General features: G+C 62.6%; 17 protein-coding genes. 14 read left to right on the top strand and 3 right to left on the bottom strand.

Annotation, left to right across the window (positions count from 1 at the left end; genetic code table 11):
* Positions 1 to 68 precede the first annotated feature (68 nt).
* Together ACN6KF_RS30115 and ACN6KF_RS30120 are read left to right on the top strand one after the other, a co-directional pair.
* On the top strand, positions 69 to 1,568 hold the full coding sequence (locus tag ACN6KF_RS30115) for an aldehyde dehydrogenase family protein (RefSeq protein WP_434960553.1): 1,500 nt from the start codon (positions 69 to 71) through the stop codon (positions 1,566 to 1,568).
* Complete coding sequence (locus tag ACN6KF_RS30120) at positions 1,568 to 3,166, top strand: GMC family oxidoreductase (RefSeq protein WP_434960554.1); 1,599 nt, start codon at positions 1,568 to 1,570, stop codon at positions 3,164 to 3,166. Before ACN6KF_RS30115 ends, ACN6KF_RS30120 begins: the two co-directional genes overlap by 1 nt.
* Before the next feature lie 180 nt (positions 3,167 to 3,346).
* On the opposite strand, the gene ACN6KF_RS30125 is transcribed toward ACN6KF_RS30120, so the two are convergent.
* Positions 3,347 to 4,165: an aldo/keto reductase gene (locus tag ACN6KF_RS30125; protein WP_434960555.1), complete on the bottom strand. Its 819-nt coding sequence runs from the start codon at positions 4,163 to 4,165 to the stop codon at positions 3,347 to 3,349.
* A gap of 176 nt (positions 4,166 to 4,341) precedes the next feature.
* On the opposite strand from ACN6KF_RS30125, the gene ACN6KF_RS30130 reads away from it, so the two are divergent.
* Both ACN6KF_RS30130 and ACN6KF_RS30135 read left to right on the top strand, forming a co-directional pair.
* Complete coding sequence (locus ACN6KF_RS30130; RefSeq protein WP_434960556.1) at positions 4,342 to 5,934, top strand: acyl CoA:acetate/3-ketoacid CoA transferase; 1,593 nt, start codon at positions 4,342 to 4,344, stop codon at positions 5,932 to 5,934.
* Positions 5,934 to 6,704, top strand: a complete 771-nt coding sequence (locus ACN6KF_RS30135; protein ID WP_434961347.1) for an enoyl-CoA hydratase/isomerase family protein — start codon at positions 5,934 to 5,936, stop codon at positions 6,702 to 6,704. Before ACN6KF_RS30130 ends, ACN6KF_RS30135 begins: the two co-directional genes overlap by 1 nt.
* Positions 6,705 to 6,855: 151 nt before the next feature.
* On the opposite strand, the gene ACN6KF_RS30140 is transcribed toward ACN6KF_RS30135, so the two are convergent.
* Positions 6,856 to 7,329: a MaoC family dehydratase gene (locus tag ACN6KF_RS30140; protein WP_434960557.1), complete on the bottom strand. Its 474-nt coding sequence runs from the start codon at positions 7,327 to 7,329 to the stop codon at positions 6,856 to 6,858.
* Entirely contained in the window at positions 7,326 to 8,342 is a 1,017-nt protein-coding gene (locus ACN6KF_RS30145; RefSeq protein ID WP_434960558.1) for an aldo/keto reductase, read from the bottom strand. Before ACN6KF_RS30145 ends, ACN6KF_RS30140 begins: the two co-directional genes overlap by 4 nt.
* Before the next feature lie 134 nt (positions 8,343 to 8,476).
* Here ACN6KF_RS30145 and ACN6KF_RS30150 point away from each other — a divergent pair, with 134 nt between their 5' ends.
* From ACN6KF_RS30150 to ACN6KF_RS30195, 10 genes are all read left to right on the top strand, one after another.
* Positions 8,477 to 9,622, top strand: a complete 1,146-nt coding sequence (locus ACN6KF_RS30150) for an acyl-CoA dehydrogenase family protein (RefSeq protein WP_434960559.1) — start codon at positions 8,477 to 8,479, stop codon at positions 9,620 to 9,622.
* Positions 9,619 to 10,401: a 3-ketoacyl-ACP reductase gene (locus ACN6KF_RS30155; protein ID WP_434960560.1), complete on the top strand. Its 783-nt coding sequence runs from the start codon at positions 9,619 to 9,621 to the stop codon at positions 10,399 to 10,401. The genes ACN6KF_RS30150 and ACN6KF_RS30155 overlap by 4 nt, the downstream gene beginning before the upstream one ends.
* A 10-nt stretch (positions 10,402 to 10,411) precedes the next feature.
* Positions 10,412 to 11,557 carry a dihydrodipicolinate synthase family protein gene (locus ACN6KF_RS30160; protein ID WP_434960561.1) on the top strand — a complete coding sequence of 382 codons (1,146 nt, stop codon included), beginning with the start codon at positions 10,412 to 10,414 and terminating at the stop codon, positions 11,555 to 11,557.
* A 9-nt stretch (positions 11,558 to 11,566) separates the two neighbouring features.
* Positions 11,567 to 12,427: a sugar phosphate isomerase/epimerase family protein gene (locus ACN6KF_RS30165; protein ID WP_434960562.1), complete on the top strand. Its 861-nt coding sequence runs from the start codon at positions 11,567 to 11,569 to the stop codon at positions 12,425 to 12,427.
* A 154-nt stretch (positions 12,428 to 12,581) separates the two neighbouring features.
* Complete coding sequence (locus tag ACN6KF_RS30170) at positions 12,582 to 13,619, top strand: LacI family DNA-binding transcriptional regulator (protein WP_434960563.1); 1,038 nt, start codon at positions 12,582 to 12,584, stop codon at positions 13,617 to 13,619.
* A gap of 104 nt (positions 13,620 to 13,723) precedes the next feature.
* The gene (locus ACN6KF_RS30175) at positions 13,724 to 15,379 is read left to right on the top strand and encodes a GMC family oxidoreductase (protein ID WP_434960564.1); all 1,656 of its coding nucleotides are present in this window, start codon (positions 13,724 to 13,726) and stop codon (positions 15,377 to 15,379) included.
* Positions 15,380 to 15,480: 101 nt separating this feature from the next.
* Positions 15,481 to 15,993: a VOC family protein gene (locus tag ACN6KF_RS30180; protein ID WP_434960565.1), complete on the top strand. Its 513-nt coding sequence runs from the start codon at positions 15,481 to 15,483 to the stop codon at positions 15,991 to 15,993.
* A 115-nt stretch (positions 15,994 to 16,108) separates the two neighbouring features.
* A complete protein-coding gene (locus tag ACN6KF_RS30185) occupies positions 16,109 to 17,521 on the top strand; it encodes an extracellular solute-binding protein (RefSeq protein WP_434960566.1) in 1,413 nt (470 codons plus the stop codon).
* 76 nt (positions 17,522 to 17,597) lie between these two features.
* Entirely contained in the window at positions 17,598 to 18,491 is an 894-nt protein-coding gene (locus ACN6KF_RS30190; protein WP_434960567.1) for a carbohydrate ABC transporter permease, read from the top strand.
* Between the two features lie 17 nt (positions 18,492 to 18,508).
* Positions 18,509 to 19,333: a carbohydrate ABC transporter permease gene (locus ACN6KF_RS30195; RefSeq protein WP_434960568.1), complete on the top strand. Its 825-nt coding sequence runs from the start codon at positions 18,509 to 18,511 to the stop codon at positions 19,331 to 19,333.
* Positions 19,334 to 19,391 lie beyond the last annotated feature (58 nt).

Consider the following 19,391-nt stretch of genomic DNA (forward strand, 5'->3'; position numbering starts at 1 on the left):
AGGCAACGGAATGACAGGCGCCTCGGCCGCGTTGATACAATTGCTCATAGAATAAAAGGATTGAGGACATGGACCAGGTCGTCGGTAGACAGTCGCTTCCCGACAGTCCCAGGACTTTCGGCTTTTTCGTCGATGGGAAGCAGATAGAGGCGGGCGACCGCGCCTATTTCGAGCGCCGCAGCCCGGGGCATGACGTGCCGGTGACGCGCATTCCAAAGTGCACCAGGGAGGACCTGGACCTTGCCGTGAAGGCGGCGCGTCGCGCTTTCGAGGACGGGCGCTGGTCGAGGATCCCGGCCGTGGAGCGCGCGAACGTGCTCTTGCGCGCCGCGCAGATCCTGCGCAGCCGCGCGGCAGAACTGGCATATTGGGAAACGCTGGAGAACGGCAAGCCCATCAGCCAGGCGAGGGCGGAAGTGGATGGCTGCGCCGGCATGTTCGAATATGCCGCCGGTCTCGCCAGGACGCTGCATGGCGATGCCTTCAACAATCTGGGTGACGGCATGTTCGGCCTGGTCACCCGGGAGCCGGTCGGCGTGGTCGGCCTGATCACGCCGTGGAACTTTCCATTCCTGATCCTCTGCGAAAGGGTGCCCTACATCCTCGCGGCCGGTTGCACCATCGTCGCAAAGCCCTCGGAGGTGACCTCGGCCACGACCCTCATGCTGGCCGAGATCCTGTCGGAAGCGGGGCTGCCTGACGGCTGCTACAATGTCGTCACCGGCTCGGGCAGCGTCATCGGCCAGGCCATGACCGAACACCTCGACATCGACATGGTGTCCTTCACCGGTTCGACCTCCGTGGGCCGACGCTGCATCGAGGCCGCCGGCGGCAATTTCAAGAAGCTCGGGCTGGAACTCGGGGGCAAGAATCCGCAAATCGTCTTCGCGGATGCGGACCTGGAGGATGCCGCCGATGGCGTGGCCTTTGGCATCGGCTTCAACACCGGCCAGTGTTGCGTGAGCGGCAGCCGCCTGATCGTCGAACGATCGGTGGCCAGTGAGTTCGAGAAGCTGGTTGCCGCCAAGCTGGCAAAGGTCAAGGTCGGGGATCCGCTCGATCCGACCACGCAGATCGGCGCCATCACGACAACGGCCCAGAACGAGACCATTCTGGGCTATATCACCAAGGGCAAGGAGGAGGGCGCGCGTCTTGTCTGTGGCGGCGGAGCGCTCGACTTCGGTCGCGGCCAGTATATCGCGCCCACCTTGTTCGGGGACGTTACCGGTTCGATGGCGATTTCCCGCGACGAGATTTTCGGCCCCGTGCTTGCGGTCATGCCCTTCGACAGCGAGGACGAAGCGATCGCCATGGCCAATGACACCGTGTATGGCCTGGCCGCGAGCGTGTGGACCAAGAACATCGACAAAGCCTTGAACGTGACACGCCGTGTTCGCGCCGGCCGCTTCTGGGTCAACACCACGCTGGCCGGTGGCCCGGAACTTCCGCTCGGCGGGTTCAAGCAATCGGGCTGGGGCCGCGAGGCTGGCTCCTACGGCATCGAGGAGTATACCCAGATCAAGTCCGTCCATATCGAGATTGGCAAGCGCGAGCCTTGGGTGCGCTGATGAAGGAAGATGGCTACGACTATGTGATCGTCGGCGGCGGGTCGGCGGGCTGCGTGCTTGCCGCACGCCTCAGCGAAAACCCTGCCGTGCGCGTGCTGCTGCTGGAGGCCGGCGGCCGTGACAGCAACCCCTATATCCATATGCCGGTCGGCTTCGCCAAGATGACCTCGGGGCCGCTGACCTGGGGGCTCAAGACGGCGCCGCAGCGGCATGCCTGCGACCGGGAGATCCCCTACGCCCAGGCAAAGGTGATCGGAGGCGGCTCTTCGATCAATGCGGAGATCTACACGAGAGGCCATGCCGCCGATTTCGATCGCTGGGCGGGGGAGGAGGGGGCTGCCGGCTGGTCCTTCAAGGAGGTGCTGCCCTATTTCATACGATCCGAAGGCAACACCATTCTTTCGGGCGACATGCATGGCGCGGACGGACCGCTGGGTGTCTCGAACCTGCCCGATCCGCAGCCGATGTCGCGCGCCTTCGTCCAGGCCTGCCAGGAGTTCGGCATGCCCTACAATCCGGACTTCAACGGCAGGGCGCAGGAAGGGGCGGGGATCTACCAGACGACCATCCGGAACGGGCGGCGCTGCTCGGCTGCCGTCGGCTATCTCAGGCCGGCGGCGAAGCGATCCAATCTCACCGTCGAGACCGGCTGCCTGGTCCGGCGCATCCTGTTCCAGAGTGCGCGCGCCATTGGCGTCGAATTCGTCAGGAATGGCCAACTCATCACCGCCAGGGCCGAGAGCGAAGTCCTCATCACCTCCGGGGCGATCGGATCGCCCAAAATCATGATGCTGTCGGGTGTCGGGCCTGCCGATCATCTCAGGAAGCTCGGGATCGACGTGGTCGAGGATCTGCCCGGCGTGGGCGAGAACCTCAACGACCATTTCGGCGTCGATATCGTGGCTGAACTGAAGGGGCCGACCAGCCTCGACAAGTATAACAAGTGGCATTGGATGCTATGGGCGGGGCTCCAGTATCTGCTCTTCAAGTCCGGGCCGGTCACCTCCAACGTCGTCGAGGGCGGCGCCTTCTGGTATGGCGATGCCGATGCCGCGATACCGGACCTGCAATTCCACTTCCTTGCCGGCGCGGGCGCCGAAGCGGGCGTGCCCACGGTTCCCTCCGGGTCCGGCATTACGCTGAACTCCTACACGCTCCGCCCGAAAAGCCGCGGATCGGTTAGGCTGGCTTCCTCCGACCCAGCCATCAATCCGATCGTCGATCCGAACTTCCTGGCTGAGCCGGACGATGTCCGGGTTTCCGCCGAGGGTGTGCGGATCAGCAGGGAGATCTTTGCCAAGCCGTCCTTGCAGAAGTTCATCAAGCGCCTGCACGTACCTGGCGACGATGTCAGAACCAACGCCCAGTTCGCGGACTATGCGCGCCAGTACGGCAGGACCTCCTATCATCCGAGCGGCACCTGCAAGATGGGCATCGATGCGATGGCCGTGGTCGATCCCCAGTTGCGAGTGCGGGGCCTCGACCGGATCCGTATCTGCGACAGCTCGACATTCCCCAGCCTGATTGGCTCGAATACCAATGCCGCCGCGATCATGGTCGGCGAGAAGGCTACGGATCTCATCCGCGGGAATATGTGAGCAAGGGGCTGGTCCCGACACCGTCGCTATCGCCGTTCGTCTGGAACAGCGAAAGCTCTAAAAGGGTGTGCCTCGCTAGACACAGAAAAAGTGCGGTCTTTTCGGCCGTACTTTTCCTTTGATTGCTGCACTTTTAGGTGCCTCGCCTGAACCGAGATGCCAGCGCATTTCGCGGAAAGCTCAGTCCCACTCCGGCGCCCAGGGGATGAGGTCGCGCCCGACGATGCGCAGGTTCTTCTGCGTTTGCGCGTCGATCCGCGCCATGTCGATGCTCGAGAGCGTGAAATCCATGATGTCGAAATTCGAGCGGATGTTTTCCGGTTTCGTCGACATCGTGTTCAGCGGCACGCCTTTTTGGAGAATCCAGCGCAGCACCACCTGTCCCGCGGTCTTCCCGTAGGCCTGGCCGATCTCGGCGAAGAGCGGTTGTTCGAAGACTTTTCCTCGTGCGACCGAGCAATAGGATGAAAGCGGGATGTTGGTCTCGTTGGCGGCGGCCAGCAGAATGTCCTGATTGAGGAAGGGGTGAAACTCGACCTGGTTGGTGACAAGCGGCGCGTCGACGATCGATCTTGCCTGCCTCATCATGCGCGCCGTATAGTTGGAGACCCCGATGTGGCGGGCCAGGCCACGCTGCCGTGCCTTTTGCAGGAGTTCGAGCGAGGGGGCGATATGGCCGTCGGCCGGCGCCCAGTGAACCAGCAGGACGTCGGCGAAGTCGATCCGAAGGTCCTTTAGGCTTTGTTCGACCGACGGGAGAAAGCGCTCTTCGGAGAAATTGTGGATGCTGACCTTGGTGGTGATGCAAAGTTCGTCCCGCTTCACGCCGCCATTGGCCAGGCTTTCACCGACCTCGGCTTCGTTCTCGTACATCTGCGCGGTATCGAAGGCGCGATATCCGGTGGCCAATGCCGTTTCGATCGCCTGCCGACACGCGTCGCCGCGCAGGGGGTAGGTACCGAAGGAGCGCTGGAACGTCCGCGTGAAATAGATGCTCATCCCTGTCGTTTCCTTTTTTTATCGCACTATCTAGTTACTTATATATCGTGTCTCGCCGTCCGGCAAGCGCGGTGGGTGGCTTCTGGGAGGCGGGCGGCGGAGAAAAGGAGTTGAAGGCGCTGGCACTATAAGGTACTAACCATATAGTTACTTATAAAAATCCTCGCGAGGAGACGATGTCCAAAATCAGGAGCGCGCTCGAGGCAGTGCAGCGCATCGGTGACAAGGCGGTCGTTGCCGTCAATTCCTCCAGCGGGCTTTGCTGCCCGGACCTGGTTCTCCAGGCACTGGGGGAGCGGTACCGCGAAGAGGGCCATCCCCGTCAGCTTACCATGATCCACCCGATTGCCGCGGGCGACATGTTCGGCACCAAGGGCGTCGACCATCTGGCCCAGGACGGTCTCATCGACACCATCATCGGCGGGTCCTATCCGTCGGGACCGTCTTCGGCGGAGCCGCCGCTGATCTGGAAGATGCTCGGCGAGAACAAGATCAGCGCCTACAACGTGCCCAGCGGCATCCTGTTCGACATTCTCAGAGAGGCGGCCGGAAAGCGTCCCGGCGTCCTGACCAAGGTCGGGCTCGACACCTTCGTCGATCCGGCGCTCGATGGCTGCGCCATGAATGACCGCGCCCGCTCGCAGCCGATCGTGCGCAAGGTTCAGTTCGAGGGCGACGAGTGGCTCTATTTCCCAGCGATCGCACCGGACGTCGCCATCATCCGAGCCTCGACGGCGGACGAACGTGGCAATCTGACCTTCGAGCATGAAGGCGCCTATCTCGGCGCCATGGAGTTGGCGCTGGCTGCGCACAATTCCGGCGGTACCGTCATTGCGCAGGTCAAGCGGATCGCCCAATCGGGCACGCTGCGTCCTCATGACGTCAGGGTGCCGGGCATCCTCGTCGACATCATCGTCGAGGCGCCGGACCAGTTGCAGACGACGGCGACGGCTTATGACCCGGCCATATCGGGCGAGCTGTTTCGCCCCCTCGATACGTTCACGATCCCCGCTTTCGATGCGGCCAAGGTGATGGCTCGCCGGGTGGCGATGGAGCTCGAGAACGGCTGGGCCGTGAATATCGGTTTCGGCATTTCCGCGAACGTTCCGCGTATTCTCCTGGAGGAAGGCCGGCATGGCGAGATCACCTGGGTGATCGAGCAAGGTGCCGTCGGCGGCATCCCGCTACTCGACTTCAAGTTCGGTTGTTCCTCCAACGCGGAGGCGTTCGTGGCCTCGCCGCATCAGTTCACCTATTTCCAGGCCGGCGGCTTCGATGCCTCCCTCCTGTCGTTCCTGCAGATCGGGGAGGATGGCTCCGTCAACGTCTCCAAGCTGGCGGTGCGGCCGCATGTGACGGCCGGCGCCGGAGGCTTCGTCGACATCACCTCCCGCGCCAGGAAGATCGTGTTCTCGGGCTACTTCAATGCCGGTGCGAAATTGTCGGTGGTCGATGGCAAGCTGAGGATCGACAAGGAAGGCAAGGTTGCCAAGCTCGTGCCCGAGGTCGACCAGGTCTCGTTCTCCGGCAAGCGCGCCACGCTGCAGAACCAGGACGTGACCTATGTCACCGAGCGCTGCGTGCTGAAGCTGATCGACGGCCGGCTCACCGTGACGGAAATTGCGCCGGGCGTCGACCTCAAGCGTGATATCCTCGAGCAGGCCGCCTTTCCGCTCACCGTGGCCGAGCCTCTCCCGCTGATGTCGGCCGACCTGTTCGAGCCCGATCGCCGCAGCCGGCAGGCAGTCACCAGAGAGGCGGCCGAATGATGAGCGGGGATGGTGTTCGGCTGAAGATCGAGGGGCCTGTTGCGAGTATCGTCATCGAACGCGAGGGCAAGCTCAACGCCTTCGATGCTGCCATGGTGGCGGAGCTGCAACGTTTGTGTGCCCTCATCGAGCACGATGCGACCATCCGCGTCGCGATCCTGACGGGGGCCGGGACGAAAGCGTTTTCGGCAGGCGGTGACATCGAGGCCTGGAGCCGCGAGGCTCCGGAGGATTTCGGCCGGTTCTGGGTGCGCGAGGGACACGCCGCCTTTGACGCGCTGGCCCGGCTGCGCCAGCCCCTGATCGCCGTGCTGAACGGCCATGCCTTGGGCGGAGGCCTGGAGCTTGCCGCCTGTGCGGACTATCGCATTGCGGAAGCCCACGCCAAGATCGGGCAGCCGGAGACGGGGCTCGGCATCATCCCGGGATGGTCGGGTACACAGCGGGCGACACGGCGCTTTGGTGCTCAGGCCGTGCGACGCATGGCGATCTTCGGCGAGATCCTGACCGCGAAGGATGCACGCGAACTCGGTATCGTGGACGAGGTGGTGGAGACCGGCCAAGGGCTTGCCCGGGCCATGGAGGTCGCGGAAAAGGTGTGCTCGCGCGCGCCCTTGGCGACCGAGATGACCAAGATGCTGGTGAACGCCGCCGAAGCGGAGGAGACGGAACGGGTTTTCGACTGCCTGGCCGGCATAGCCGCCGCACAGTCGAGCGAGCTGCAGGCGGGCCTCGCCGCCTTCCGCGAAAGGCGACCGCCGAAATTCTGACCGGCCGCCTTACGGCCGACAGATCTTTGTTCCGAGGCGCTAGCTTTGGGAAAAGACGCGCTGCTTCTTTACCCTCCCCATCGAGGGGAGGGTATGTTTGCGCGGACCCAGCAAGAGACGGTCTCCACGCGCGTGGCATTGGCTTGCCGTCTCAGCGATAGACCATCAACTGGTTCTCTCCGGACTGGACGATGTCTCCAGTCTGCTTGCGTACACAAAACCCCAGTATGAGGATGCCTCGGTCCGGCCGCGATGTCGTCCGCTTGTCTCTGATGCCGACGCGGGCGGCGATCGTGTCGCCGGTCAGGACGGGGCGCTCGAACCGAAAGTTCCAGCCTAGCGAGGCGATGGCGAGGAAGCGGGCCTGCGCCTGGTTCTTCAGCCCATCGACGAGCGACAGGATCAGGAGGCCATGGGCGACGCGAGAGGGAAAGCCGTGAGCACGCGCCGCATCATCGTCCATATGGATCTCGAAGCGGTCGCCGGTCAAATCGGCGAAGGCATCGATCAGTTCGGTACCCACATGCCTTGCCGGTGTGTCGAACCAATCCCCGATGGCCACATCTTCATAGCGCAGTCCGGTCGCCGCGAGGCGGCGACCGGTATCGGGTGCGATGTCGTTCATGCCGGCACCGGCGCGTCCTCGCGCAGCAATTGCTTGCTTTTCAGCTCGGCCCAGAAGTCCGAGGGAATGGGGTGGCTGAACCAGTCCAGGTTCTGGTCGAGTTGCTCCACCGTGCGCGTTCCCGCGCAGAAGGCCGGGATGGCGGGGTGGGCGACGACGAATTGGAGCGCCGCAGCGGCAAGCGGCACCCTGTGGTCGCGGCACACCGCCTCGATCCTGGCGACCTTCTCCATCACCGCGGCCGGGGCGGGGGCGTAGTTGTATTTCGCGCCGGGCACCGCGCCGGTTGCCAGGATCCCGGAATTGAAGCCGCCGCCGACCAGCACGGCCGCACCCCGCTCCTCGCAAAGCGGCAGGAATCCGTCGAGAGCCTCCTGTTCGAGAAGCGTGTAGCGGCCTGCCAGGAGGAAGCAGTCGAAATCGCGCTGCTTGAGCGCCTCGTGGCAGACTTCCCATTCGTTGACGCCCACACCGATCGCCTTCACCGCGCCTTCCGAGCGCAGGCGCTCCAGAGCGCGCCAGCATCCGTCCATGGCCTGCCTGAAGACTTCCGGCTGATCGTCGCCACGAGTGAAGCGGTCGATGTCGTGAATGAACAGCATGTCGATGCGCTCGAGCGCGAGCCGCTGCAGGGAATCCTCGAAGGCCCTCATCGTGCCATCATAGCTGTAGTCGAAGCTCATGGTGTTCGGCGCCGCATTGACCCAAGGCGAGAAGTCGATGTCGGAACGCCGGGCCGGATGCAGGATGCGCCCAACCTTCGAGGCGACGACGAAATCATCGCGCTTCTTCCAGCGCAGCGCCTGCCCCAGGCGCAGTTCAGAAAGGCCATGACCGTACATCGGTGCGGTGTCGTAGAAGCGCACGCCGGCATTCCAGGCATGCTGTACCATTTCGTCGGCAACCGGTTCGCTGATCTCGCGCAAGAAATTCCCGATCGGCGCCGTCCCGAAGGCAAAGGGGGTGACCTCGATGTCGCTGCGGCCGAATTTCCGCTTTTCCGATGGCTTCATGATTTCCTCCGTTGGCATCGCTCTTTGATGGCTTGCCTGACCTGGCCTCGATTCGAGGGGATCGTCAGGCTTGACCCGTTTGATCCACGTGCGTTATAGCAGTAACTAGATAGTTACAAAAGGGGGAGAAGCGCATGTACCCAAGCGAAACGCAGATGCAGGTGCGCGACATGGCGCGACAGTTCGCCGACGACGTGATCAAGCCGCTGGCCGAGGAGCTCGATCGTGAGGAGCGCTTCCCCCATGAGATCTATGAGCAGATGGGAGAACTCGGGCTCTTCGGCATCGGCGTTCCCGAAGCCATGGGAGGCCCCGGGTTCGACACGCTGACCTATGCGCTGGTGATGGAAGAGCTTTCGAGGGGCTATGCCTCGGTCGCCGATCAATGCGGCCTGGTGGAACTCATCTGCACGCTGCTGGTGAGGCACGGCACGCCGGCCCAGCGCCAAGCCTGGCTGGCACCGGTGATGCGCGGAACCAAGCGCGTGGCCTATTGCATAACCGAGCCGGAGGCCGGAACGGACGTGTCCGGCATCAGGACCACGGCAGAACGGGACGGAGAGGGCTGGCGTCTCAACGGCGGCAAGATCTGGATCCACAACGCGCCGGTCGCCGATGTCGGTTTCGTCCTGGCCCGGACGGATAAGGATGCCGGCCACCGCGGCATGAGCATCTTCATCGTCGATCTCAACGCCAAGGGCGTCGAGCGCGGCCCCAAGGAGCACAAGATGGGGCAGCGTGCCAGCCAGGTTGGCGCGCTCAATTTCACCGATGTCGTGCTCGGGCCGGATGCGCTGTTGGGAGACCTCGGCAAGGGCTTCCACATGATGATGAGCGTGCTGGACAAGGGCCGCGTCGGCATCGCGGCGCTCGCGGTTGGCATCGGCCAGGCCGGCCTGGAGGCTGCCGTCGACTATGCCCGCCAGCGCAAGCAGTTCGGCAAGGCAATCGCCGAGTTCCAAGGCGTGCAATGGCTGATTGCCGACATGGCCAAGGATATCGAGGCTGCACGTCTTCTGGTGCACAGCGCGGCTACGAAGATCGATCGCGGGGACAATGCGACCAAGGCCTGTTCGATCGCCAAATGCTTCGCCGGCGACATGGCGGTGACCCGCACGGCCGACGCCGTCCAGGTCTTCGGCGGTTCGGGCTACATCCGCGGCTTCGAGGTCGAGCGCCTGTATCGCGACGCCAAGATCACCCAGATCTATGAAGGCACCAACCAGATCCAGCGCATGATCATCGCCCGCGAGCTGTTCAAGCATGGAGCGCTGGCATGAGTACGCCACTCCGGCAGGCGGCCTTCATCACCGGCTCCAGCCGCGGAATCGGCCTGGCGGCCGCCATCGAACTGGCCAGAAACGGCTTTGCGATCGCCTTGAACGGGCCCGTGGATGATGCGGAACTGCAGGCCGCCGAGGAACGCGTGCGTGGCCTTGGTGTGCCGGTCACCCGCATCGCCGGCGACATCGCCGATATCGGTGCGCATGAGACAATGCTCGACCTCGCCGAAAAGGCGCTGGGGCCGCTTTCGACGCTCGTCAACAATGCGGGCGTATCGGTGCTGAGCCGCGGCGACCCGCTCGATGTCAGCGAGGAAAGCTACGACCGCTGCCAGGCTGTGAATGCGAAAGCGCAATTCTTCCTGTGCCAGAAATGGGCAAGACGCGTTATCGCGCGCGATCGCAATGACGGCCGCTTCTATGCGATCTTGAATGTGTCGTCATCGAATGCCGATGCGGTCGCCGAGCCGCGCGCGGAGTACTGCGTTTCGAAAGCGGGCTCAGCCATGGTCAGCAAGGTGTTCGCCGTTCGCCTGGGGCGCGAGAACATTGCCGTCTACGACATCAGGCCGGGCCTGATCGAGACCGCGATGACGCAATCCGTGACCAGCCTGTACCAGCGGCGCATTGATGAAGAGGGCCTGACCCTGATGCGGCGCCTGGGCCAGCCGCAGGATGTCGGCACCGTGATGGCGACCCTCGCCACCGGCAAGCTGCCCTATACGACAGGCCAGGTGATCGCCGTGGATGCGGGCATGCTGGTGCCGAGATTTTGAGGAAACTACGATGATCCGTCTTCCAGACGCCAATGGCGCTTTCTCCGACTATCGGCTCAGCGGCAAGGTGATCCCGGCCGCCCACTTGCCCGCCGGCGCGGCGCGCGTCGTGTTTTCGGCGGCGCATGTCGTGGCCGATCCGTTCACCGCCAATGATCCTTCCGGCCCGGCTACGGTCGACTGGAAGGCGACGATGGCGTTTCGTCACCATTTGAACGATCTCGGCCTCGGCATTGCCGAAGCGATGGACACGGCTCAGCGCGGCATGGGCCTGGACTGGCCTCGGGCCCTCGAGCTTATCCGACGCACCCGCGAGGAGCTTCCGCAGGCGCTGATCTTCAACGGATGCGGCACCGACCAGCTCGAGCCGAGCCAGGCGCGCGGGCTGGACGACGTCCGTCGCGCCTATTTCGAACAAATTGAGGCCATCCAGGCCCTGGGAGGGCGCCTGATCCTGATGGCGAGCCGCGCCCTTGCTGCGGTGGCCGGCTCACCGGAAGAATATGTGAAGGTCTATGGCGATGTCCTGGCCCGCTGCGACCAGCCCGTCATCCTCCACTGGCTTGGCGACATGTTCGACCCGGCGCTCAAGGGCTACTGGGGCAGCGAAAGCTTCGAGGCCGCCATGCAGGTGGCATTGCGCGTCATCGAAGAGAACGTGGCAAAAGTGGACGGCATCAAGATTTCGCTCCTGGACAAGGACAAGGAAATCCTGATGCGACGGCGCCTGCCCGCCGGCGTCAGAATGTATACGGGCGATGACTTCAACTATCCGGAATTGATCGCGGGCGACGAGGTCGGCTTTTCGCATGCCCTTCTCGGTATTTTCGATCCTCTTGCGCCGGCTGCGGCCTTCGCCATCCAGAAACTGGGGGAGGGCGACAGACAAGCCTTTCATGCGGTACTGGATCCCACCGTCCCGCTGGCGCGGCTCATCTTCCGGGCACCCACCCAGTTCTACAAGACGGGCGTCGTCTTCCTCGCCTGGCTCAATGGCTTCCAGGAGCATTTCATCATGCTGGGCGGGGCGCAGGCCATGCGGCCGCTGCCTTATTTCGTCGAACTTTTCAAGCAGGCGGATGCCTGCGGCCTGCTGCGCGACCCGGATCTGGCAACCGATCGTATGCGCAGGCTGCTTGTCCTTTACGGCGCCTGAGAGGTCGCGATGCGCGATTTCTCGACGGATCATTCGGCGCTCGCCCTGAATACCGCGACGCTCGGGCACAATCTGGATGGGCATGGCGCTGGCTGGTCCATCGAGCGCGTCATCGATGCCTGCGCCGAGCGCGGCTTTGGCGGGATCGTGTTCTGGCGCCGGGAGATTGGGGGGCGAGCCATCGCGATCGGCGATCGTGCCCGCCACGCGGGCCTCGAAGTCGCCGGCCTGTGTCGCAGCCCTTTCCTGGTAGGCCCGATGGCGCCGCGGCCTCTATCCGTCCTGCGGGATGACTTCCGGGCCTCGATCGACATGGCGGCAGGACTCGGGACCTCGGTCCTGACCATCGTCGTCGGCGGGGTCGAGCCGGGCAGCCTTGGGGTGAAGGAAAGCCTGAAACGCGTGGCCGAGCGGGTCGCCGAAGCCGCACCCTACGCGGCACAGAGGGGCGTTCGCCTGGCGCTCGAACCGCTCAACCCAATCTATGCGGGCAACCGCTCCTGCCTGGTGACGATGCGTGACGCCGTCGACCTCTGCGAGGCGATCGGCGAGGCCAATGTCGGCATTGCCGTCGATGTCTATCACGTCTGGTGGGACACCTCTCTTGCCGGCGAACTCCGGCGTGCCGGCAAGGAGCGCATCCTGGGATATCATTTGTGCGACTGGCTTGCCGAGACGCGCGATGTCCTGCTCGATCGCGGCATGATGGGAGATGGCGTCGCCGATCTGAAGTCGCTGCGCGCGGCGGTGGAAGACGCAGGTTATCGGGGTTTGTGCGAGGTCGAGGTCTTTTCGGCCGAGAACTGGTGGAAGCGCGATCCGACGCAGGTGCTCGACACCTGCGTCGAGCGCTTTCGCTCCGTCTGTTGAAACGCCTGTCTTCAAGCGCGCCGACCACGGCGTTGTCGGAGACCTGTTGACGATTGTGCCGACGTTCCAAAGGGGACTTTGATCGGGTGCCGCCGCTGGGCTAGGCTTTCACCGTTCGAGGCATAGCAGTAAGCGTCAGGGAAATTGGGCGGAAGTGGTCAGGCGTCCCAAAGGGCCGAGCATCAAGGACATCGCCCAGGCGGTTGGGCTGTCAACGGCGGCGGTGTCCTATGCCCTGAGCGGCAATGGCCGCGTCTCGATCGAGACCCAAGAAAATGTCCGGCGCGTCGCCGATGCCATGGGCTTTATCAGGAATGACACCGCAGCACGTTTGCGCACGGGCGAATCCAACCTGCTCGGGGTCATCGTTCACGACATTTCCAACCCGTTCTTTGCGGAATTGCTCAGTGATTTCGAGGCGTTTTGCTACGAAGCGGGCTATCTGACCATCGTCGCGAATACCAAGGATGATCTGGCGCGCCAGGCGACGCTGATCGACGCTCTGGTCGCGCAGAATGTTGCCGGCCTACTGATCAGTCCGGGTCATACGACATCATGCGACATGATGGCGGGCCTTCGTCGGCGATCGAAGCCCTATGTGATTTGCGTACGGGACATCAACGATCCTTCGGCTGATTTCATCGGTGCCGACGATGAAACGGCGGGCTATCTTGCCGCCCGGCACCTCATCGACACCGGCATCGTCGAATTCGGCTTCGTCGGTGGCCATGAAGGAAGCAAGACCTGGGCTGGCCGTCTTCAGGGCATTCGCAGGGCCTTGGGAGAGATTGGCAAAAGCATCGCGCTAGAGCACATCATACCGACCTCACCCACGAACGAGGGCGGAGAGATCGCGACGAGGCGGTTGCTGGAGACGAATCCAGACTGCTGCGCGGCCATTTGCTTCAACGATTACGTCGCCTTCGGAGCCTATGCCGCCCTTCACCTTGCGGGCAGGCTCGTCGGCGTCAACTACTCGATCGTCGGGTTCGACAATCTGCCTCAATCATCTTCCCTGCTGCCTGCGCTCACGACCGTGGATCTCTTCCCCCGCACAATCGGCAGGCATGCCGCCGCGACGCTGCTGGAGAAGGTGAGGGGAGCGGGGCTCGAGCCTCGGCGATATCTGGTCGAGCCCACTCTTGTCGTGCGCCACTCGGTGGCAGGCGCCGTTCCGCATCCGCGGCTTTGACGTTGACCGTATCGGCGAAAGCAGGCTAACTACGCATAGAAAATAACTATACAGTTACTTATATATCGGCTCGCGGCGGCGCGGGACCGGGGAGGAGTGTGCCGGTGTCTGCTCAATTCGATTACATCATCGTCGGCGCTGGCCCGGCTGGCTGCGTGCTCGCCTCGCGCTTGAGCGAAGACCCCGACGTCAAGGTGCTTCTTCTCGAGGCCGGAGGCGGTGACAGCAACTTTCTGTTCCACTGGCCTGCAGGCTTTGCCCGGATGACGAAGGGCATCGCTTCCTGGGGATGGTCGACCGTACCGCAGCGCCACATGCAAGGGCGGGTACTTTGGTACACCCAGGCGAAGGTGCTGGGCGGAGGATCCACCATCAATGCCCAGATCTACACCCGCGGCAATGCACTCGACTATGATGCCTGGCGCGACGAGGCCGGTTGCGAGGGCTGGGGCTATCGCGATCTTCTTCCCTATTTCAAGAGAGCCGAGGGCAATCAGCGCTTCGACGACGAATTCCATGGCGTCGACGGTCCGCTTGGTGTGGCGATGCCGCGTGGGGCGCTTCCGATCTGCGATGCCTTCATTCGGGCCGGGCAACAGGCCGGCCTCCCCTACAACCCCGACTTCAACGGGCGCTATCAGCGCGGCATCGGCTATTACCAGCTCACGCAACGCGATGCCCGTCGCTCCTCGGCGGCTGTGGCGTTCTTGCGGCCTGCCATGCCGAGGCCCAATCTGACCGTCATGAGCAATGCCGAGGTCAGGCGGATCCTGGTGGAGCGGGGGCGGGCAACCGGCGTCGAGGTCAAGGAGGGCACGGCACTCAGGCGCATTGCATGCGACCGGGAGGTTCTCGTTTCCTCGGGCGCGATCGGCTCGCCCCGCCTTCTCCTGTTGTCCGGCATCGGCCCGGCCCGCCACCTCGGCTCCGTCGGCGTGAAGGTCGTCCACGACCTGCCCGGGGTTGGCGAGAACCTTCAGGACCATGTCGATCTGTGCGTATTGTGCGAGTGCAGCGGCGACCATTCCTACGATCGGGTTCAGCGCCCGCATCGTATGGTGGCCGCGGGCCTGCAATACATGCTGTTCAAGACGGGGCCGGTGGTGTCCTCGCTCTTTGAAACGGGCGGGTTCTGGTACGCCGATCCCGCCGCGCGATCACCCGATATCCAGTTTCATTTCGGGCAGGGCTCCGGGATCGAGACCGGCATCGCCAAGCTCCAGAACCCGGGCGTCACCTTGAACACTGCCTTCATGAGGCCGCGCTCGCGCGGCAGCGTGCGATTGAAGAGTGCCGATCCCGCAGATGCACCGCTGATAGACCCCAATTACTGGGCCGATCCCTATGATCTGGAAATGTCTCTGCGCGGTCTCGAACTCGGGCGCCAGATCATGGCGCAGCCGGCATTGGCGCCATTCCTGAAGCGAGAGGTCCTGCCGGGAGCGGACATCGGCAACGACCCGTCAAAGGCCTTCGACTACGCCTGCCGGATGGCAAAAACGGACCATCATCCGGTTGGAACCTGCAAGATGGGACATGACGCGATGTCGGTGGTGGGGATGGATCTCAAGGTTCACGGCATCGATGGGCTGAGGGTCTGCGATTCCTCGATCATGCCCTTGATCAATTCCTCCAATACCAATGCTCCCACCATCATGATCGGCGAAAAGGCAGCCGATCTGGTGAGGGGCCGGCCGGCTCTTCCGAGTGCCGTATTCTCCTGGGAGCGCAACGAGCCGCGTCCGTTCGCCGAGGCCTAGGGCGTTGACAATATCAAGCCAAAATGAAATAACTAATTAGTTACTACTGAAGTCCGCACAAAATTGCTTAAACGGATAAGCGGCACCGAGGGAGGGAAGACTTGATCCAGGTTAGAGGCATTCAGCATATCGGCGTCACCGTGCCGGATATGAAACAGGCCGTTGACTTCTTCCAAACGGTCTTCGGTGCCGTCACGGTAATGGAATGCGGTGGTGCCGATCTCGACGACGAGTTCATGGTCCGCCGACTCGGTGTCCCGGCTGGGACGCGCATCAAGGATCAGCGCGTCATCCTGTGCGGGAACGGAGGAAATCTCGAGCTCTTCGAATATTCCGGCGAGCCCGAGCAAACACCGATGAAACGCAACAGCGAGGTCGGCGGCTTCCACCTTGCCTTCCAGGTCGATGACGTGGGCGCTGCCACGGAGAGGCTTCGCGCTGCCGGCGTCGAAGTGCTCGATGGACCCACGCGCATCCCGTCAGGGCCTCTGGAGGGTCTCGACTGGATCTATCTGAGGGCGCCATGGGGCCTGTCTCTCGAACTGGTCAGCTGGGACGGAGCGCTGGGCTACGAGCGCGACGGCGGCCCGAAAATGTGGTCCGTGAATAGCTGAGAGTTTGAGGGCAGGGAACGCAGCTTTCCCCTGCCGGCTGAACCCAAGCAGTCCGGTGACTATCTGCTTAATCGAATAAGCGTGCACTGCCTAATATCCAGGGAGGGAAATGGGAATGCTACACGTCAAGAAGTCTGTGTGGGCGGCCTGCATGGTGACCATGCTGGCCGGAACTGCCTGGGCGCAGGACAAGCCCTATGCCGGCGTGGAACTGAAGATGCTCGGTATCGGCGATACGTCGGTCACGCGCGTCGCTCCCCTCGTTGGGGAGTTCGAAGCACAGACGGGCATCAAGGTCCATATCGACCAGCTGCCCTATCCCGGGCTGATCGACAAGATCATCGTCGAATCGAGCTCCGATAGTCCCACCTACCAGCTGCTGTGGGTGGACAGTCCCTGGGTCGGCATGCTCGGAGAAGCCGGTGCGCTGGAGGACCTGACGTCACGAGCCAAGCGAGATGCCAGGGAGATCGGCCTTGACGACATCGTTCCCGTTCAGCTGCAGGAACTGAGCTGGCAAGGAAAGCTGCTCGGCTTCCCGGCCTCGGGAATGACGTGGCTCCAGCAATATCGGCAAGACCTGATCGACAACCCCGATGAGAAGTCCAATTTCAAGAAGAAATACGGCTACGACCTGGCGCCGGCCAAGACCTGGCAGCAATACCGCGACATTGCCGAGTTCTTCACGCGCAAGAAGGGAGAGCCGGCCGGCGGCAAGCCCCTCGATCATGATCTTTATGGCGTGAGCCAGTCCTACAGCCGCGTGCAGGGGGCCATTACCCACGACTACTTCCCCTTCATGCGCTCCTTCGGCGGCGACTATTGGGACCCGAAGACCGGTTTGTGCGCCATGACGGGCGAGCCCCATGTGAAGGCCGCCGAATATATGAAGGCGCTCATCCCCTTCAATCCGCCGGATTATCTGGGGCTGATGTGGGACATCCAGTCCGGCTTCATGGAGCGCGGAGCGGCGGCACAGGCAGCTTATTGGAGCGTGCGTTCGGTGCGGCTGACCAATCCCGACGAGGCGACGGTCGCTAAGGACGGCAAGGTCGGTTTTGCCGCAAACCCCGTCTCGGACGCGGGGGCCCAACCGACCTATACGGGCACGCTTGGTTTCGCCGTCAACGCCAAGTCACCCGAGAAGGAGAAGGACGCGGCCTGGGAATTCATCAAATGGGCGACGAGCGAGAAGCTCATGCGACGGTTTGCCGAAGAAGGCAAGGGCGTCAGCCAGTTCCGCAAGTCGATCCTCGCCGATCCCAAGCTTCAGGCCAAGTACCCCTATTACAAGGTCCTCCTCGACAGCCAGGTCGATGCGCGTCGCCGGATCTTCCATCCGTTCTACCAGACGGTTGAAGAAAACTTCGGCGTCGAGCTGAGCAAATACATGGCTGGGGAAACGCCGACGGCGCTCGAGGCCCTGACCAAGGCATGCACTGCGGTGAATACGCAGCTCTCCATGTTCCCGCTCGAACAGCGCCTGCGCTGGATCAAGGACACGCCGGTCGAAGTCCTGGCGAAGTAGATCGCACGAGGACCTCCAGCCTGGATAGCTCCGGCCTGCGAGCCGGGGCGATCAGCCGATGCATCGGGGAGACGCCATGAGCCAGATAGCCAAACGCAACAGAGCCATCGCACGCATCTTTCTGCTGCCGGCGATCGTCATCCTGTTCGTCACGACCATCTTCCCGATGCTGTACGCGCTCTGGCTCAGTTTCCGGAACTATGACCTTGCCAAGCCCTTCATCCCGCGCATTTTCGTCGGGCTGTCGAACTACGCGGAAGTCCTGAGCTCCTCGGCGTTCCTGCATGCCTTGATCACCACGTTCAAGCTGATGGCGATGACGCTGTCGGTGCAACTGGTCCTGGGCGTGGGCATGGCGATCCTGGTCACCCAGAAACTGCCGGCCATGGGGATCGTGCGCACCCTCCTGCTCATTCCCATGATGATATCGCCCGTGATCGTCGGACTGGTCTGGTTGTTCCTCTATTTCCCGGAACTTGGCTATCTCAATTATTTTACCGGACTGCTTGGGATTTCGCCGATTGGCTGGATCACCACGACGAAGTGGGCGCTGACGGCCATCGCCATCGCCGACATCTGGCAATGGACGCCCTTCTTCATGATGGGAACGGCGGCCGCGTTGCAGAGCCTGCCGACGGAACCCTATGAGGCAGCCCGCATCGACGGCAATTCCCGCTGGGACGTCTTTTGTTTCGTGACCCTGCCCCAGTTGAGGCCCGTGCTGGCGAGCCTGCTGTTCTTGAGGGCGATCGATGCCTTCAAGATCTACGACATCATCTACGTGCTGACCAAGGGCGGTCCCGCTGACGCGACCGAGGTCGTGTCGCTCTACATCTACCGACAGAGCTTCACGTTCTGGCGGATGGGCGTAGGGGCTGCCGCGTCCTTTGTCTCGCTGGTCATCATCTCGCTGCTGATCACCTATTTCTTCCGATCGATGCAGCGGCGCCAAGCCATCCAGGCACGATAGGCGGGAGGTTCTAAGTCATGACGCCCACAATACGCGAAAAAACGCTGATCTATCTGCTCATCGGCATCGTGCTGATCGTCTTCATGCTCCCGATCTATCTCATCCTCGCCTCGTCGTTGAAACAGCCCGTGGATATGTTCTCGCAGCCGCCGAAGTTCATCTTCACGCCGACGCTGCAGAATTACTACGACCTGTTCACCATACGCCCGTTCCACCTGCAGATCCTGAATAGCCTCATCGTGGCGCTGGGGTCGACGGCCTTCAGCCTGGTCATAGGCTCGCTCGCCGCCTATGCGATCTCACGGATCAAGAACAAGTGGATCAACGACGTCGCCTTCTGGATCCTGTCGATGCGGATGTTTCCGCCGATCACCGTCGTCGTGCCATACTACATCATCTTCAAGACGATCGGCCTGCTCGATACACCCCTTGCCCTGATCATCGTCTATTCGACCTTCAACATTCCACTTACCGTCTGGTTGATGAAGGGCTTCTTCGACGAGGTCCCCGAGGCCCTCGAAGAAGCGGCCCAGGTCGATGGGCATGGTGTGATCACCACCTTTCTCAAGGTGACGCTCCCCCTGACCGCGCCAGGCCTGGCCGTCTCGGCCGTGTTCTGCTTCATCTTCTCGTGGAACGAGTTTCTGTTCGCACTGATGCTGACCGGCTCCAAGGCCCAGACGGTCACCGTCGCGGTGATGTCCTTCTGGTCCAGCGATGCGGTCCAATGGGGACGCATCATGGCCGGCTCGTTCATCGTGCTCATTCCAGGAATGATCTTTGTCCTCACCTGCCAGCGCTGGCTCGTGAAGGGATTGACCATGGGTTCCGTCAAGGGCTGAAGCCGCGTCGAAACAAGGGGTTAGAGCAAGGAGGCGTTCAGCCTGAACGCGTCTGCTC

Origin of the sequence: Labrys methylaminiphilus subsp. lupini, from assembly GCF_051161885.1 — a bacterium.
Lineage (GTDB): Bacteria > Pseudomonadota > Alphaproteobacteria > Rhizobiales > Labraceae > Labrys.